Consider the following 16,175-nt stretch of genomic DNA (forward strand, 5'->3'; position numbering starts at 1 on the left):
GGTGGGCCCCGCCTCCGACCCGCCTCCGGCCGACGCGACCCCCGGCTCGGGCGGCCCCCCGTTCCACGTCAGGGTGACCGTCAGCGCCGCCTTGGCCTCCCCGTCCGCGAGAAGGCCGACGACCTTGCCGGCCTTGGCGGTCAGCTCGATGCCGAACTCCACGCTGACCTCGTCGGGCCGTACCGCGCTCAGCGGGCCGGAAAGCGAGCGCGCGACCCCGGTGATCAGCGAGTGCAGGCTCTCCACACTGGCCTCCACCCGCTCGTGGAAGCCGGTGTCGGTGTACGACAGCTCCTCCGCGCCCGAGATCCGTGCCCACACCGGCGTACCGTCCGGCAGCTCGATCCGCGCCACCCGCGTCGAGTCCCCGTTCATCGGACCCCCGTCCTCTCCGCTCGTCCCCCGTCACCGGCCGTGACCGGCGCCCCTCGGCACCGGCTGCCCACCTCGCCCGGCGGCTGCCTATGCTTTTCCTGTCCTCCTCCGGCTCCCCAGCCGGAGCAGGCGGCGCCCTCTCCCCTCGCGGTCACGTCCGCGAATGAGGGTTCTTCCCGCCGGGGACCGGCCCTACCCCTGCACAGACCGACGGAGCGTCATCCATGTACTTCACCGACCGAGGCATCGAAGAACTGGAGAAGCGGCGCGGCGAGGAAGAGGTCACCTTCGAGTGGCTCGCCGAGCAACTGCGTACGTTCGTCGACCTGAACCCCGACTTCGAGGTCCCGGTGGAGCGCCTGGCCACGTGGCTGGCGCGGCTGGACGACGAGGACGACGAGTAGCCGCTCGGGGCACTCACCGGGCGCCCGGCCGCCCTCGCCCACTTCGCCTGCGGGCCCGCCCCAAGGGGCAGGGTCCGCACACCCGTGCCCGGACACACGGACACCGCTGGGCCCTTGTCCCCCGAAAGGGTGTCTTGACTTCCGACGGCCACGATATATCGTGAATGACAGGAGACGCGATATGGCGTGACGGGTGGGCATGCTCGCCCAGCGCGCGTCGCCCCGCTCCGCCTGCCTGTCGCCCACCTGTCCGTGTCACGCCCGAGGAGGACCCGTGTCCGAGTGGACCGTCGCCGAACCCCAGAAGCTGAGCTTCGACGTCCCCGTGACCGAGCTGAACGTCCGCGTGGTCAACGGCACGGTGAACGTGGTGGGCACCGAGGAGAGTTCCGCCCGCCTGGAGATCTCGGACATCGAGGGCCCACCCCTGATCGTCACGCACCGGCACGGCACCCTGACGGTGGCGTACGAGGACCTGCCCTGGAAGGGCTTCCTGAAGTGGCTGGACCGCGAGGGCTGGCGCCGCAGCGCGGTGGTCACCCTGGCCGTCCCCGCGAGCACCCGCGTCGAGGTGGGCGTGGTGGGCGCCGCCGCGGTCGTCTCCGGGGTGCGGGGACCGTCCGTGGTCAAGGGCGTCACCGGCGACACCACCCTGGTCGGTGTCTCCGGCCCGGTCCGGGCGGACACCGTCTCGGGCAGCGTGGAGGCCCAGGCGGTCAGCGGCGACCTGCGGTTCAAGTCGGTCTCCGGCGACCTGACGGTGGTCGAGGGCGCGGGCCCCTCCGTCCGCGCCGACTCGGTCAGCGGCTCCATGATCATCGATCTGGACCCGGAGGGCCCCACCGACGTACGCCTGACCAGCGTCTCCGGCGAGATCGCCATACGGCTCCCCCACCCCGGCGACACCGACGTGGAGGCGAACACCGCGAGCGGCTCGATCTCCAACGCCTTCGACGGCCTGCGCGTCCAGGGCCAGTGGGGCGCCCACAAGATCACCGGTCGCCTCGGCTCGGGCAGCGGCAAGCTCCGGGCCACCACCGTCTCCGGCTCGATCGCCCTGCTGCGCCGCCCGGCCGAGGAGGACGACGACACCGCCTGGGAGTCCGGCCCCGGCCCCGCCTCCGCCTCCCCCGCGGACGGCACGACCGACAAGAAGGTGCTCTGACATGCCTCCCGTCTTCGCCCACGGCCGCCTCCGCCTGTACCTCCTCAAGCTGCTCGACGAGGCCCCGCGCCACGGCTACGAGGTGATCCGGCTCCTCGAAGAGCGCTTCCAGGGGCTGTACGCCCCCTCGGCAGGCACGGTCTACCCGCGCCTGGCCAAGCTGGAGGCCGAGGGTCTGGTCACCCACACCACCGAGGGCGGCCGCAAGGTCTACTCGATCACCGACGCGGGCCGCGCCGAACTGGCCGAGCGCAGCGGTGAACTGGCCGACCTGGAAATGGAGATCGGCGAGTCCGTCGCGGAACTCGCCGCCGAGATAAAGGCCGATGTCCGGGGTGCCGCGGGCGACCTCCGGCGTGAGATGCGCGCGGCCGCCTCCCGTACCCGCGCCGGCAAGGCGGGCACCGCCGGCTCGTATGACGAACCGGGCACGCGGAGCGACTCCGAGGCGTGGCGGACCGCCAAGGAGGAGATGCGCCGTGCCAAGCAGGAGTGGAAGGAGCAGGCCCGGCGCGCCAAGGACGAGAGCCGCCGCGCCCGCGAGGAGGCGCAGCAGGCCCGGCGCCAGGCCCAGGAGGCGCAGTCGCGGGCCAACGCCCGGGCCCAGGAGGAGATGCGCCGTCTCGCGGGCCGGGTGCAGGAGCGGGTGCAGGACCACTTCACCCGTGGCGACTGGCCGACCGGGGTCCGCGAGGGCCTGGCCGAACTGGCGCGGGAGTTCGGCAACTTCGGCGACTTCGGCAAGGAGGATGCCCGGCGGACCGGCACGGCGGGCACCGGGAGCGCAAAGGCCGAGCCCGGCCCGGAGTACTCCGAGACCCCGCCGGACTTCCCGATGGAGTACCAGCCGGCCTGGACCCACGAGCCCCCCACCGGCGACCCCGCCCGCGACCTGGACCGTCTGCTGGACCGCTTCCGGGACGACGTTCGGGACGCGGCCCGCGACCACGGCGTCACCGAGGCCCAGCTCCAGGACGTCCGCCGCCATCTGTCGACGGCGGCGGCCCATATCGGCGCGATACTCCACGGCCCGAAGGTCTGAGCCCTTGGCAGGGGGGCTCGGGTCAGCCGGCCTGGGCGGCCCCCTCGCCGTACAGGACCCGTCGCAGCGACTCCTGGGTCACGCCGTGGTCGGCGAGCACCTCGGCGGGGACTCCGGGCCGCACGGTGAGGGCGAGCAGGAGGTGCTCGTCGCCGATGCGCCGGTCACGGCGGCCGACGGCGGCGCGCAGCGCCCCCTCCAGCACGTCCTTGGCGTCCCGCTCGAAGGTCCTGCGGCCCGGCCAGCCCGCCGTGTCACGGCGGTCGCCGGACAGGGCACCGGCGCCATGGGTCTCCTCGACCCTGGAGACGATCTCCGTGACGTCGATCCCGAGGCCGGCGAGTGCGTCCGCGTCCGCGCGGGTCAGGCCCGCCCGGCGCCGTGCCTCGGCCAGCGCCTCGCGCAGGGAGTCCTTGCGTTCGGCGAGGCCGAGCGCGGCGAAGGCGAAGGAGGCCCGGCTGCCCTCGCGGTCGAGGAGAGCGAGCAGCAGATGTTCGGCGCCGACGGACCGTACGCCCGCCCGTTCCGCCTGCGCGACCGCGCCCTGGACGACCTCACGGGCGTCCTTGGTGAAGCGTTCGAACATCACTGCCTCCCGTATTTCTTGTGCACGGCCTGCCTGCTGACACCCAGCTCGGCGGCGATCTCCTGCCACGACCAGCCCTGATTGCGCGCCCCGCGCACCTGCACCGCCTCCAGCTGCTCCAGCAGCCTGCGCAGTGCGGCCACGGCCCGCAGCCCGACCCGAGGATCGCGGTCACCGGCCCGCTGGGCGAGATCCGTTGCATCCGTCATGATGTCAACCTAGGTTGACATCCCCAGGGTGTCAACCCAAGTTGACAAAGAGGTGCGCGAAAAGGCGGGCCCGGCGCCCCGGACCCGCCTGCTCCGTCAAAGAGTTCAGGAGTTGCTGAGCACGATCTTCCCGAAGTGCTCGCCGGATGCCAGCCGTTCGAAGCCCTCGCGGGCGCGGTCCAGCGGGAGGATCTCGTCGATGACGGGACGCACTCCGGTCGTGGCGCAGAAGGCGAGCAGGTCCTCCAGCTCGTCCTTGGTGCCCATGGTGGAGCCGACGACCTTGAGTTCGAGGAAGAAGATCCGGGTCAGCTCGGCGTGCGAGGGGCGGTCGCCGCTGGTGGCGCCGGAGATCACGACGGTGCCGCCGGGGCGCAGGGACTTGATGGAGTGCGACCAGGTCGCGGCGCCCACGGTCTCGATGACGGCGTCCACCCGCTGCGGCAGCCGCGCCCCCGGCTCCACGGCCTCGACGGCGCCCAGTTCCAGCGCCCGCTTCCGCTTGGCCTCGTCCCGGCTGGTGGCGAAGACCCGCAGCCCGGCGGCCCGGCCGAGCACGATGGCGGCCGTGGCGACGCCCCCGCCCGCGCCCTGCACCAGCACCGAGTCACCGGGCCGTACCCCGGCGTTGGTGAACAGCATCCGGTAGGCGGTCAGCCAGGCGGTGGGCAGGCAGGCGGCCTCGGCGAAGGAGAGTTCCTTCGGCTTGGGCAGCACATTCCAGGTGGGGACGGCGACCTGTTCGGCGAAGGTGCCCTGGTAGCGCTCGGTGAGGATGGAGCGGGGCTCGCGGGGGCCGACCCCGTGACCGCTCTGGCCGATGACGGAGTGCAGGACGACCTCGTTGCCGTCCTCGTCGATCCCGGCGGCGTCACAGCCGAGGATCATCGGCAGCCGGTCCTCGGGGAGTCCGACGCCCCGCAGGGACCAGAGGTCGTGGTGGTTGAGGGAGGCGGCACGGACGTCGACGGTGCTCCAGCCAGGCCGGGCCTCGGGGGCCGGACGCTCCCCCAACTCCAGGCCGGAGAGCGGCTGGTCACGGTCGATCCGGGCGGCATAGGCGGCGAACATGCCGTCGACGATAGGTTCCGCCCCGCCGTGAAGGAACCGCCCGACGGTGTGACACACACCCTCTTGCGCGAGGCCACCCACCGGGTCCGGCCGGGCGCGACGTACGAACGGCCCCGCCCCCGAGGGGCGGGGCCGTTCCCGGCGAACGCTCGCGCGCAGGCGTCAGCGGCGGGCGACGCCCTCCGCACGGGCCGCGGCGGCGACGGCGGCCGTGACCGCGGGGGCGACCCGCTCGTCGAACGGGGAGGGGATCACATAGTCGGCGGAGAGGTCGTCGCCGACGACGGCCGCGAGCGCCTCGGCGGCGGCGATCTTCATGCCCTCGGTGATCCGGGAGGCCCGCACCTGGAGCGCACCGGCGAAGATGCCGGGGAAGGCGAGCACGTTGTTGATCTGGTTCGGGAAGTCCGAGCGCCCGGTGGCGACGACGGCCGCGTACTTGTGCGCGACCTCCGGGTGCACCTCGGGGTTCGGGTTGGCCATGGCGAAGACGAAGGCGCCCTTCGCCATGGAGGCGACCGCCTCCTCGGAGACCGTGCCGCCGGAGACGCCGACGAACACGTCGGCGCCGGCCAGCGCGTCCTCCAGCGTGCCGGTGAGCTTGGCCTTGTTGGTGAAGGAGGCCAACTCGCGCTTGACGTCGGTCAGGTCGGTCCGGTCGGCGGAGACGACGCCCTTGCGGTCGGCGACCGCCACGTCCCCGATGCCGGCCTCGATCAGCATCTTGGCGATGGCGACCCCGGCCGCCCCGGCCCCGGAGATGACGACGCGGAGCTGCCCGATCTCGCGCCCACTGAGCCGCGCCGCGTTGCGCAGCGCCGCCAGCGTGACGACGGCGGTGCCGTGCTGGTCGTCGTGGAAGACCGGGATGTCCAGCCGCTCCTGCAGGCGCCGCTCGATCTCGAAGCAGCGCGGCGCGGAGATGTCCTCCAGGTTCACCCCGCCGAAGGAGGGGGCGAGCCGGACGACGGTCTCCACGATCTCGTCGACTCCGGTGCAGTCGAGGGCGATCGGCACCGCGTCGACCCCGCCGAACTGCTTGAACAGGATCGCCTTGCCCTCCATCACGGGGAGGGACGCCTCGGGACCGATGTCCCCGAGACCGAGCACGGCCGTGCCGTCGGTGACGACGGCGACGACCGAGGACTTCCAGGTGTAGTCGTTGACCAGCTCCGGCGTTTCCGCGATCGCGGTGCACACGCGCGCGACGCCGGGGGTGTACGCGAGGGAAAGGTCTTCCGTGTCCCGGATCGGCACGGTGGCCCGCACGGCCATCTTGCCGCCGCGGTGCAGCGCGAACGCGGGGTCGAAGGAGTCCAGGGGCTCGGCCCCGCCCTCCGGTCCGGCACCGCTGTCGCTGCGAGGATTGACGATCTCCGCTGCCACTTTGTCTTACCCCTTAGGTATGCATGGTTGAGGGTCGACCACTCCGGGTGAGGAGTGGGCGGGCACCGCGCACGGCTCGATTGACGGATACGTACGAGCACATACGCGACGGGCGCGCCGCACACGCGCCCTGAGCCCCGGATGAGGGGTGTAAAGAACCTTCATACCGGACGGACGGGCGGACCACGAGTCCATTAGGCGCAAGGTCACATGTCGCCCCGGAATGCCGCCGGGCCCTCCCACGCCTCCGCACACCCCTCGCACAGAGGGCCGGCGGGCGCACCTCAGAGGAACCTCAACCGCCCCGCGAATCCCCTCAATCACCGCACACCGGCCGTCCGGATGCTGAGACCCCCTGTGGATCTTCCGGTGTGAACAGCGTATTTCCGCAGATCATCCGGTCTGAATGGAGCGCGGATGTACCGACCTGATGCGGTTCTCGGTCACCCGTTATCCGATTTTGACATTGTGACGACCCTGAATGGCGTAGTCCGAATGGCAGGATGCCGTAAACCCACGAGGTCGCGGCACCCGAAGGTGTGTGTTCTCGTCGACCCCATCGGTACGTCTTCTCTTCCCATCCGCCGGAGGAACCACGATGACCGCAAGCTCCACCCGTCGTACGACCGCACGGTCCCGGATCGCAGCGGCCGGTGCGATCGCGGTCGCAGGCACCCTGATCCTCACCGGCTGCGGTGACCAGACGAAGGGCAAGGACTCCGGCTCCGGCAGCGCCTCCTCCGCCGCGCCCCTCGCCAAGCTGCTGCCCTCCGACATCCGGGACAAGGGCGAGATCAAGGTCGGTTCCGACATCCACTACGCCCCGGTCGAGTTCAAGGACTCCTCCGGCAAGGTCGTCGGCATCGACCCGGACCTCGCCACCGCCCTCGGCGACCAGCTCGGTGTGAAGTTCAGCTTCGAGGACGGCACGTTCGACGGACTGCTCACCGGTCTGCGCTCCGGCCGGTTCAACATGGCCATGTCCGCGATGACCGACAACAAGAACCGTCAGGAGGGCGTCGACCCCGACACGGGCAAGAAGGTCGGCGAGGGCGTCGACTTCGTCGACTACCTGACGGCCGGCGTCTCCATCTACACGCGCAAGGGCGAGACCAAGGGCATCACCGACTGGTCGGACCTGTGCGGCAAGAAGCTCGCCGTCCAGCGCGGCACGGTCTCCGAGGACCTGGCCAAGCAGGAGACCAAGAAGTGTCCGGCCGGCAAGAAGATCAGCATCGAGCCGTTCGACGACGACCAGCAGTCCCAGACCCGGCTGCGCTCCGGCGGTGTGGACGCCGCCTCCTCCGACTTCCCGGTCGCCGCCTACGCGGTGAAGACCTCCGGCGGCGGCAAGGACTTCGAGGTCGTGGGCGACCAGGTCGAGGCGGCCCCGTACGGCATCGCGGTCGCCAAGAAGGACACGCAGTTGCGTGACGCCCTGAAGGCCGCGCTGGACGCGATCATCAAGAACGGCGAGTACGCGAAGATCCTCCAGAAGTGGGGCGCGCAGGACGGCGCCGTCAAGGAAGCCGCCATCAACAGCGGCAAGTGATCCGCGGAACCTCAGCGGCCACCGAGAGGCAATACCTGTGACTGACATCGAGAAGACGGCCGGGGGCACGAGCGCTCCCCCGGCCGCGCCGGAGGCCATCAGGGCCATCCCGGTCAAGCACTACGGGCGCTACGTGTCCGCCGTCATCGCCATCGCGCTGCTCGCGGCGATCGTGTACGCCTTCAGCCAGGGCAAGATCAACTGGCACGCGATCCCGGACTACTTCTTCGACGACCGCATCCTGACCGGCGTCGGCAAGACGCTGCTGCTGACGGTCCTGTCGATGGTGATCGGCATCGTGGGCGGCATCGTCCTCGCGGTGATGCGGCTGTCGAAGAACCCGGTGACCTCGTCGATCGCCTGGTTCTACATCTGGTTCTTCCGCGGCACCCCGGTGCTGGTGCAGCTGTTCCTGTGGTTCAACCTGGGACTCGTCTTCGAGTACATCAACCTGGGCCCGATCTACAAGAACTACTGGTCGGACTTCATGACGCCGCTGCTGACGGCGCTGCTCGGCCTCGGCCTCAACGAGGCCGCGTACATGGCGGAGATCTGCCGCGCCGGTCTGCTCGCGGTGGACGAGGGCCAGACCGAGGCGTCCCACGCGCTGGGCATGAGCCACGCCAAGACGCTGCGCCGGGTCGTGATCCCGCAGGCGATGCGCGTGATCGTGCCGCCCACGGGCAACGAAGTGATCAACATGCTGAAGACGACCTCGCTCGTGGCGGCCGTCCAGTATCCCGAACTCTTCCGCTACGCCCAGGACATCGGCCAGAACTCCGGCGCACCGGTGGAGATGTACTTCCTCGCCGCCGCCTGGTACCTGATCATGACCTCGATCCTGAGCGTCGGCCAGTACTACATCGAGCGCTACTACGCCCGAGGCTCCAGCCGTCAACTGCCTGCCACTCCCTGGCAGAAGGTGAAGGCGAACATGTTCTCCCTGGGCCGTCCGAAGGGAGGCGCGGCATGAGCGACAAGCTGAGCAAGAACGACACCCCGCCGAAGGCGATCGTGCCGATGGTGAAGTCCGAGGGTGTGCACAAGTCCTTCGGCGCGGTCGAGGTTCTCAAGGGCATCGACCTGGAGGTGAAGCCGGGCGAGGTGTTCTGCCTCATCGGCCCCTCCGGCTCCGGCAAGTCGACATTCCTGAGGTGCATCAACCACCTGGAGAAGGTCAACGCCGGCCGCCTGTACGTCGACGGCGAGCTGGTCGGCTACCGCCAGAAGGGCGACAAGCTGTACGAGCTGCGGGACAGCGAGGTCGCGCTGAAGCGCCGGGACATCGGCATGGTCTTCCAGCGCTTCAACCTCTTCCCGCACATGACGGCCGCGGAGAACGTCGCCGAGGCGCCCGTACAGGTCAAGGGCGTCTCCAAGCGGGCGGCGCAGGAGCAGGCGATGCAGCTCCTGGAGCGGGTGGGCCTCGGCGACAAGGCGGGCAACTACCCCTCGCAGCTCTCCGGCGGCCAGCAGCAGCGTGTGGCGATCGCCCGGGCCCTCGCCATGGAGCCCAAGCTGATGCTCTTCGACGAGCCCACGTCGGCGCTCGACCCGGAGCTGGTCGGTGACGTCCTCGACGTCATGCGCGACCTCGCCGAGTCCGGCATGACGATGGTCGTCGTCACCCACGAGATGGGCTTCGCCCGCGAGGTCGGCGACAGCCTGGTCTTCATGGACGGCGGAGTGGTCGTAGAGTCCGGCCACCCCCGAGACGTCCTCACCAACCCCCGGCACGAACGCACCCAGTCGTTCCTGTCGAAGGTGCTGTAGCCGTCACGGACACACCGAGGGGCGGTACGGGTCACCCCGTACCGTCCCTCTTCCGTGCGTCACTTCAGCGCGAGCACCAGCGAGTCCGAGGGCGAGCACCACACCGGCCGGGCCTCGCCGAAGCCCTGCTCGCGGAGGGCGGAGGCGTGCCAGGCGGCGGACGGGGTGTCTCCGTCGGCGTGTTCGCCGTAGATCTCGAAGCGGCGGGCGGTGGGGCCGGCGAGGACCGGGTCCTGGGCGGCGAGCTGCCACCACTCGGCCCAGTCGAGGGCCCCGTCCCGCTTGGCCCGGTCCATCCGCGCGTGCCGCTGGGTCCGTTCGGCGGCGTTGATCCGGGGTGTGGACTCGTCGGTCATGTGATCGGCGTTCATGAACACCCCGCCCTCCCGCACCAGCCCCGCGAGCTGCCCGTACAGCGCGGTGAGCGGCTCGGTGTGCAGCCAGTGCAGGGCGGTGGCGGTGAGCACCGCGTCGTAGGAGCCGTACGGCAGCGCCGCCGGCCAGTCGGCGTTCTTGAGGTCGGCCTCGACGAAGGTCACCCGGTCGTCGCCCGCGAACGTGCCGCGGGCGATGGCGAGCAGGGCCGGATCGAGGTCGACCCCGGTGCTGGTCGCCTCCGGGAACCGCGCCAGCAGCCGGGCGGTGATCGTGCCCGTACCGCACGCGAGGTCGAGCACGCGCGGGGCCGTGCCGGCGAACGCCTCCACCATGTCGAGCATGACCCGGAACCGCTCCTCGCGGTCGGGCATGTACCACTCCTGCTGACGGTCCCAGCTCTCCTGCCAGGCGGCCCAGTCCGTCCCCGTACCTACGGTGGTCACGATTCCCCATCCCCTTCAGCGCAGGCGTAATACCCTGGAAGTGCGTCCGGCCATTACCCGACCGCAGACACGACCATAGAGCGCCCCAGTAAGGACTACAAGTGGAACTGGCCCATTACTCGGATTACGCCGTACGCCTCGTCAACAGCGAGGAGCCGGGCCAGGGCAAGGACTCCCTGACCTCGGTGGAGGCCGTACGCGACCTCTTCGGCGGGAACGCGTCGGCCGCCCGCCGCGCCACCGACGCCGATGTCACGCGCTTCCGTTCGGTCCGCGGCAGGCTGCGCGCGGTGTTCGAGGCGGCGGACGAGGGCGACGAGACGCTGGCCGTGGACCTGCTGAACTCCCTGCTGCTGGAGTTCCCGGTCAGCCCGCAGATCTCCGGGCACGACCACCGCGACGACGACGGCCGCCCGCTGTGGCACATGCACCTGGCCGATCACCCGTCGAACGCGACCGCGGGCTACGCGGCCATCGCCGCGATGGGGCTGGCGTTCCATCTGACCGAGTACGGCGTCGACCGGCTGGGCCTGTGCCAGGCCGCCCCCTGCCGGAACGCCTACCTGGACACCTCCACCAACCGCTCCCGCCGCTACTGCTCCGACCGCTGCGCGACCCGCGCCAACGTCGCCGCCTACCGCGCCCGGAAGCGCCTGGCCGCCGACCGGTCCGACAGCAGCGGTCTGGCCGCGGAGAACGCCCAGCGCACGACCGCCAGCGGCGAGCCGCGCCCGGCCGGCGGGCGATAACGCAGCCAGGCCCGCCCGAGGATCAGCTCCTCGGGCACGACCCCGTAGTCGGTGCTGTCCCCGCCGGCGTACGGATTGTCGCCGAGCACCCACCAGCCGCCCTCGCGCCGCTCCACCGCACGCTTGACGACCAGCAGGTCCTGCTGGAAGGGGTGGCGCAGGACGACGATCTGTCCCGGCCGGACGGGAGCGCCGTACCGCAGCAGCAGGCGGTCCCCGTGGTGGAGCGTGGGCACCATGGAGGGGCCCGTGACCTCGGCGAGGCCGAAGGGCGGCAGCGCTCTGCCCCGCTCGGTCTCCTGCGACAGCTCCGGCATCCCCGGCACCTCCCCGGTCCGTTCCTCCACAGTCTCAGTCTGACCCCGGACTTTTGTCCTAAGCCCTGGGGGGCACTCGGGAAAACCAGTCCCTCAGGGAGTAATGTCCCACCTGAGAAGACGATCACGAGGAAGGAACGCTCCATGCTTTCCCGCCTGTTTGCCCCCAAGGTCAAGGTCAGCGCCCACTGCGACCTGCCCTGCGGTGTGTACGACCCCGCCCAGGCCCGCATCGAGGCGGAGTCGGTGAAGGCCATCCAGGAGAAGATGGCCGCCAACGACGACCTGCACTTCCAGATCCGTGCCACGGTGATCAAGGAGCAGCGCGCCGAGCTGGCCAAGCACCACCTGGACGTGCTCTGGAGCGACTACTTCAAGCCGCCGCACTTCGAGAGCTACCCCGAGCTGCACACGCTGGTCAACGAGGCGGTCAAGGCCCTCTCCGCCGCCAAGGCCTCCACCGACCCGGCGACGGGCCAGAAGGCCCTGGACTACATCGCCCAGATCGACAAGATCTTCTGGGAGACCAAGAAGGCCTGACCCCTCGGGTCATCCCTTCCGGCCTGCGACGTGCCTGATTCCGCAGCGTCTCCGACCGCACCCGGCGCCTTCGAGGAGCCGGGTGCGGTCTTTTAACGGGTCCGGATGCCCCGGCCGCCGGCATGGACGACGCCGACATAGGCGGCCGCTCACGGGACATCCGGCAGGCATGGAGAAATCGCTGAGGGGATTCGGGTCCCGTGACGAAGACGAGTCGGCCGGGCAGGACGCGGGCCTCGGTCCGACGGAGCAGGTGGAGCGGCGGGCGCCGGACTCGCCGACGGATCTGCCCGCGCGGTCCTGGGGTGCGGTGCTCAAGGGCACCCTGAAGGAGTTCCAGAAGGACGAGCTGGTCGACCGGGCGGCGTCGCTGACCTACTACGGTGTCCTCGCGCTCTTCCCGGCACTGCTCGCGCTGGTCTCCCTGCTCGGGCTGGCCGGCCGGTCGACGACCCAGAAGGTGCTGACCAACATTCAGCAGCTCGCCCCCGGGCCCGCCCGCGAGGTGCTGCGTGCCGCCGTGCAGCAGATGCAGGGCAAGGGCGGGGTCGGCTCGGTCATGGCGCTCGTGGGCCTGGCGCTCGCGGTGTGGTCCGCCTCCGGTTACGTGGCCGCCTTCATCCGCAGCGCCAACGCCGTGTACGACGTGCCCGAGGGCCGTCCGGTGTGGAAGCTGCTGCCCGTGCGGCTGGGGGTGACCGTGGTGCTCATGGTCATCGCCGTGATCAGCGCGCTGATCGTCGTCCTCACCGGCAGCGTGGCCCGGCAGGTGGGCACCACGCTGGGCGTCGGCGACACGTTCCTGACCGTGTGGTCGATCGCCAAGTGGCCTGTGCTCGCGGTCCTCGTCACGATCATGATCGCGATCCTGTTCTGGGCGACCCCGAACGCCAAGATCCGCAGCATCCGCTGGATCACTCCGGGCAGCTTCCTCGCCCTGGTCGTCTGGCTGATCGCGTCGGCGGCCTTCGCGCTCTACGTGGCGAACTTCTCCTCCTACAACAAGACCTACGGCGCCATCGCGGGCGTGATCGTCTTCCTGGTGTGGCTGTGGCTCACCAACCTGGCCATCCTGCTCGGCCTGGAGTTCGACGCGGAGATGAGCCGTCACCGCGCCATCGCGGGCGGTCACCCGGCCGACGAGGAGCCCTACGTCGAGCCCCGCGACACCCGCACCTGGGACGAGGAGGACCGCAAGCGCCTCGGCCGGCCCGAGGGGGCCTAGGGCCTCTCGTTTGGATCTTGCCGGGCTCGCGGGGTCCGGCACCGCGCCCTGATCCGGCCTGATCCAGACGAAAGACCCTAGGGCCGGTCCCGGCCGGCCGCCTTCCACTCCTCCACGTCCACCACCGCCGACACCGGCACCGCCCCGTACACGTGCGGGAACTCCTCCCCCGCCGGTGGCATCGCCTCGTACTTCAGCGGGGCGTCCAGCAGGGCGGGGTCGACCACCAGCACCACCAGGTCCTCCCGTCCGGGGTCCTCGCCGTACAGGAAGGCGGCCACGCGCGGGAGTTGGGCACGGGTGGAGAAGTGGATGTAGCCGACCTCCTGGAGGGTGCGGCCTCGGGTGGAGAGCTCGTACGAGCCCTGCTCGCGGGCCGCTTCCCAGAGGGCGCGTTCGGTGATGTGCAGGATCTCGGGGTGCTGAACCTCGGGGTGCTGGGGCATGGGGGTCACGCTACGGGCGCAGGCCGGGTTGTGGCACGGGCCCGGTTTCCACACCGGCACCCACGCCCCCAGGGTCTTGCGGCGGCCGGCGACCATGTCGACGGACTCGCCACAGGTGGGGCAGACGTGGGCTTCCCTGTCCATAAGCCCAGGGTAGGCCGGACGGGTCCCGCGCACCGTGGGGATGCGCGGGACCCAAGGGGGCCAAGGGTCCAAGGGCCCCGAGGCGGCTCAGCTACTGCGCCGGGTGACGAACTCCGCCAGGGCCAGCAGACCCCCCGCCGCCTCCGGAGCCGGAACCGCGCGGGCCAGTTCCTGCACCGCGCGGGCCATCCGGTCCGCCGCCTCCGCCTGCGCCCAGTCCCGGCCGCCCGCCTGCTCCACCGCGACCGTGGCACGGGAGATCTCGGCGCCGTCCCCCGCGGTGTGCGGGCGGGCGTACAGCGCGGCCAGTTCGGCCCCCGCCGGGGTGCCGGAGGTCAGCGCGGCGACCACGGGCAGAGACTTCTTCCGGACGGCGAGGTCGGCACCGGCCGGCTTGCCCGTGCGGCTGGGGTCGCCCCATATGCCGATCACGTCGTCGATGAGCTGGAACGCCAGCCCGGCCTCCCGGCCGAAGGTGTCCAGCGCCGCCACCACCTCGTCCTCCGCGCCCGCGTACAGCGCGCCCAGGGCGCAGGCGCAGCCCAGCAGGGCGCCGGTCTTCGCCTCGGCCATGGCGAGCACCTCGTCGAGGGCGACCTCGCCGGGCGCGCGCTGTTCCAGCGCCGTGTCGGTCTGCTGTCCGGCGCACAGTTCGATCACGCACTCCGCGAGCCGGGCCGCCGCCCGGCCGGCGGCCGGGTGCGGATCAGCGGCGAGCAGTCGCACCGCCAGTGCCTGGAGGGCGTCCCCGGCGAGGATCGCGTCGGGGACGCCGAACGCGGTCCAGGCCGTGGGCCGGTGTCTGCGGGTGGTGTCGCGGTCCATCACGTCGTCGTGCATCAGCGTGAAGTTGTGGACCAGTTCGACCGCCGCGGCGGCCCGCACGGCCGCCGCCCGCGCCTCCGCGCCGCCCAGCGCGGACGCCGCCGCGAGGACGAGGGCGGGGCGGATCGCCTTGCCCCCGTTGCCCGCCGCCGGAGTGCCGTCCGCGTGGCTCCAGCCGAAGTGGTAGAGCGCGATCCGGCGTAACTGCACCGGCAACGACTCGACGGCGGAGCGCAGTTCGGGGTCCACGACATCCCGTGTGCGCTCCAGCAGAACGAGCGCCTCGTGCCCCGGCGTGTCCTCCGCCGCCCGGCGCGGCCTGGGTACCCCGTCCGACGAGACCGGCGCAGGGCACTCCCCGGTCTCCACGATGGATTCGCTCATGGTTCCCCCTCCCCGGCGAACACGGTGGGGCCCCCGCCCCGGCGTCGGCCGCCGGGGCGGGAGGCAGGTGATCGCGTCACCGCCACCGGCCGATCTCCACGTTCTCCAGCACGCCCAGCGCGTCCGGCACCAGGACGGCGGCCGAGTAGTAGGCGGTCACCAGGTAGTTGATGACGGCCTGCTCGTTGATGCCCATGAAGCGCACCGACAGGCTGGGCTCGATCTCGTCCGGCAGGCCGGACTGGCGGAGGCCGATGACGCCCTGCTCGGCCTCACCGGTGCGCAGCGCGATGATCGAGGTGGTGCGGGCCTCGCTGACCGGGATCTTGTTGCACGGGTAGATCGGCACCCCGCGCCAGGTGGGGATGCGGTTGCCGCCCACGTCGATGGTCTCCGGGACCAGTCCGCGCTTGTTCAGCTCGCGCCCGATCGCCGCGATGGCGCGGGGGTGGGCGAGCAGGAACTTGGTGCCCCGGCGGCGGCTGAGCAGCTCGTCCAGGTCGTCCGGGCCGGGGACGCCGTCGTGCGGCTGGAGCCGCTGGTCGTACTCGCAGTTGTGCAGGAGGCCGAACTCGCGGTTGTTGACCAGCTCGTGCTCCTGGCGCTCCTTCAGCGCCTCGACCGTGAGCCGCAACTGCTGCTCGGTCTGGTTCATCGGCTGGTTGTAGAGGTCGGCCACGCGGGAGTGGATGCGCAGCACGGTCTGGGCGATGCTGAGTTCGTACTCGCGCGGCCGCGCCTCGTAGTCCACGAAGGTGTGCGGGATGTCGGGCTCGCCGGAGTGGCCGGCCGCCAGCTCGACCTCCTTCTCGCCGTACTTGTTGGTCCGCTGGTCCGGGAGCGCGCGCAGCCGGGCGACGTGCTCACTCAGGGAGTCGGAGCGCTCGGCGACCTGCTCGAAGTCCGAGCGACTGAGCACGAGCACCGTGCACGCGGTGGCGGCGCGGGCGGTGTACTCCCAGATGGCGTCGGGGTCGAGCAGCGCCTGTTCGCCGAAGTAGGCGCCGTCGGCGAGGACTTCGAGCACCGCGTCGTCGCCGTAGGGACCCGTGCCGATCTTCTCCACGCGGCCGTGGGCGAGCAGGTACACCTTCTCGGTGCGGGTGCCGAAGGAGCTGATCACGTCGCCCGCGGCGATGTCGCGCTGCCGGCAGCGCCGGG

At 71.1% G+C, this 16,175-nt stretch carries 19 protein-coding genes; 9 read left to right on the forward strand and 10 right to left on the reverse strand.

Annotated elements, in window-relative coordinates; all coding sequences use genetic code 11:
* Positions 1-375, reverse strand: a 375-nt coding sequence (locus CCN33_RS05290; protein WP_107483901.1) for a CU044_2847 family protein, incomplete at its 3' end; no start/stop codon positions are given.
* Between the two features lie 224 nt (positions 376-599).
* On the opposite strand from CCN33_RS05290, the gene CCN33_RS05295 reads away from it, so the two are divergent.
* The 3 genes from CCN33_RS05295 to CCN33_RS05305 all read left to right on the forward strand — a co-directional run bounded on the left by CCN33_RS05295 (position 600) and on the right by CCN33_RS05305 (position 2,986).
* Positions 600-779: a DUF6104 family protein gene (locus CCN33_RS05295; RefSeq protein ID WP_003992906.1), complete on the forward strand. Its 180-nt coding sequence runs from the start codon at positions 600-602 to the stop codon at positions 777-779.
* A 274-nt stretch (positions 780-1,053) separates the two neighbouring features.
* The gene (locus CCN33_RS05300; protein WP_086691629.1) at positions 1,054-1,944 is read left to right on the forward strand and encodes a DUF4097 family beta strand repeat-containing protein; all 891 of its coding nucleotides are present in this window, start codon (positions 1,054-1,056) and stop codon (positions 1,942-1,944) included.
* 1 nt (position 1,945) lies between these two features.
* Positions 1,946-2,986, forward strand: coding sequence for a PadR family transcriptional regulator (locus CCN33_RS05305; RefSeq protein ID WP_086691631.1), 1,041 nt, complete (start codon positions 1,946-1,948; stop codon positions 2,984-2,986).
* A 22-nt stretch (positions 2,987-3,008) separates the two neighbouring features.
* On the opposite strand, the gene CCN33_RS05310 is transcribed toward CCN33_RS05305, so the two are convergent.
* The 4 genes from CCN33_RS05310 to CCN33_RS05325 form a co-directional block, all read right to left on the reverse strand.
* A complete protein-coding gene (locus tag CCN33_RS05310; protein WP_086691633.1) occupies positions 3,009-3,572 on the reverse strand; it encodes a Clp protease N-terminal domain-containing protein in 564 nt (187 codons plus the stop codon).
* Positions 3,572-3,781: a helix-turn-helix domain-containing protein gene (locus CCN33_RS05315; RefSeq protein ID WP_030807538.1), complete on the reverse strand. Its 210-nt coding sequence runs from the start codon at positions 3,779-3,781 to the stop codon at positions 3,572-3,574. The genes CCN33_RS05310 and CCN33_RS05315 overlap by 1 nt, the downstream gene beginning before the upstream one ends.
* 105 nt (positions 3,782-3,886) lie before the next feature.
* Positions 3,887-4,852, reverse strand: coding sequence for a zinc-binding dehydrogenase (locus tag CCN33_RS05320; RefSeq protein WP_086691635.1), 966 nt, complete (start codon positions 4,850-4,852; stop codon positions 3,887-3,889).
* A 162-nt stretch (positions 4,853-5,014) separates the two neighbouring features.
* Positions 5,015-6,238: an NAD(P)-dependent malic enzyme gene (locus tag CCN33_RS05325; RefSeq protein WP_086691637.1), complete on the reverse strand. Its 1,224-nt coding sequence runs from the start codon at positions 6,236-6,238 to the stop codon at positions 5,015-5,017.
* 598 nt (positions 6,239-6,836) lie between these two features.
* Here CCN33_RS05325 and CCN33_RS05330 point away from each other — a divergent pair.
* Genes CCN33_RS05330 through CCN33_RS05340 form a run of 3 tightly spaced genes read left to right on the forward strand, consistent with a single transcriptional unit; the run spans position 6,837 to position 9,563 of the window.
* A complete protein-coding gene (locus CCN33_RS05330) occupies positions 6,837-7,790 on the forward strand; it encodes an ABC transporter substrate-binding protein (RefSeq protein ID WP_086691639.1) in 954 nt (317 codons plus the stop codon).
* Between the two features lie 37 nt (positions 7,791-7,827).
* The gene (locus CCN33_RS05335; protein WP_086691641.1) at positions 7,828-8,763 is read left to right on the forward strand and encodes an amino acid ABC transporter permease; all 936 of its coding nucleotides are present in this window, start codon (positions 7,828-7,830) and stop codon (positions 8,761-8,763) included.
* Positions 8,764-8,810: 47 nt separating this feature from the next.
* Positions 8,811-9,563 carry an amino acid ABC transporter ATP-binding protein gene (locus CCN33_RS05340; RefSeq protein WP_086691651.1) on the forward strand — a complete coding sequence of 251 codons (753 nt, stop codon included), beginning with the start codon at positions 8,811-8,813 and terminating at the stop codon, positions 9,561-9,563.
* Between the two features lie 59 nt (positions 9,564-9,622).
* On the opposite strand, the gene CCN33_RS05345 is transcribed toward CCN33_RS05340, so the two are convergent.
* Positions 9,623-10,387 (reverse strand): class I SAM-dependent methyltransferase, encoded by a 765-nt coding sequence (locus tag CCN33_RS05345; protein ID WP_392225319.1) that lies wholly within the window; start codon positions 10,385-10,387, stop codon positions 9,623-9,625.
* Between the two features lie 98 nt (positions 10,388-10,485).
* Between CCN33_RS05345 and CCN33_RS05350 the strand changes: the two genes are divergently transcribed.
* Positions 10,486-11,133 (forward strand): CGNR zinc finger domain-containing protein, encoded by a 648-nt coding sequence (locus tag CCN33_RS05350; protein WP_086691643.1) that lies wholly within the window; start codon positions 10,486-10,488, stop codon positions 11,131-11,133.
* Here the strand turns inward: CCN33_RS05350 and sodX are convergent.
* The gene (sodX, locus tag CCN33_RS05355; RefSeq protein ID WP_140394472.1) at positions 11,019-11,450 is read right to left on the reverse strand and encodes a nickel-type superoxide dismutase maturation protease; all 432 of its coding nucleotides are present in this window, start codon (positions 11,448-11,450) and stop codon (positions 11,019-11,021) included. The genes CCN33_RS05350 and sodX overlap by 115 nt on opposite strands.
* A gap of 144 nt (positions 11,451-11,594) precedes the next feature.
* On the opposite strand from sodX, the gene sodN reads away from it, so the two are divergent.
* Together sodN and CCN33_RS05365 are read left to right on the forward strand one after the other, a co-directional pair.
* The gene (sodN, locus tag CCN33_RS05360; protein ID WP_031181160.1) at positions 11,595-11,990 is read left to right on the forward strand and encodes a superoxide dismutase, Ni; all 396 of its coding nucleotides are present in this window, start codon (positions 11,595-11,597) and stop codon (positions 11,988-11,990) included.
* 169 nt (positions 11,991-12,159) lie between these two features.
* Positions 12,160-13,215 (forward strand): YihY/virulence factor BrkB family protein, encoded by a 1,056-nt coding sequence (locus CCN33_RS05365; RefSeq protein WP_086691647.1) that lies wholly within the window; start codon positions 12,160-12,162, stop codon positions 13,213-13,215.
* Between the two features lie 77 nt (positions 13,216-13,292).
* Here CCN33_RS05365 and CCN33_RS05370 read toward each other — a convergent pair whose 3' ends face one another.
* The 3 genes from CCN33_RS05370 to CCN33_RS05380 all read right to left on the reverse strand — a co-directional run.
* A complete protein-coding gene (locus CCN33_RS05370; protein ID WP_086691654.1) occupies positions 13,293-13,661 on the reverse strand; it encodes a DUF952 domain-containing protein in 369 nt (122 codons plus the stop codon).
* A gap of 231 nt (positions 13,662-13,892) precedes the next feature.
* Entirely contained in the window at positions 13,893-15,014 is a 1,122-nt protein-coding gene (locus CCN33_RS05375; RefSeq protein WP_086691649.1) for a family 2 encapsulin nanocompartment cargo protein polyprenyl transferase, read from the reverse strand.
* A gap of 76 nt (positions 15,015-15,090) precedes the next feature.
* Positions 15,091-16,175 (reverse strand): family 2B encapsulin nanocompartment shell protein (locus CCN33_RS05380; RefSeq protein ID WP_086691656.1); only part of this gene is annotated, 1,085 nt, incomplete at its 5' end.

The sequence above is a fragment of the Streptomyces recifensis genome, assembly GCF_002154615.1.
In the GTDB taxonomy this organism is placed as follows: Bacteria; Actinomycetota; Actinomycetes; order Streptomycetales; family Streptomycetaceae; genus Streptomyces; species Streptomyces griseoluteus.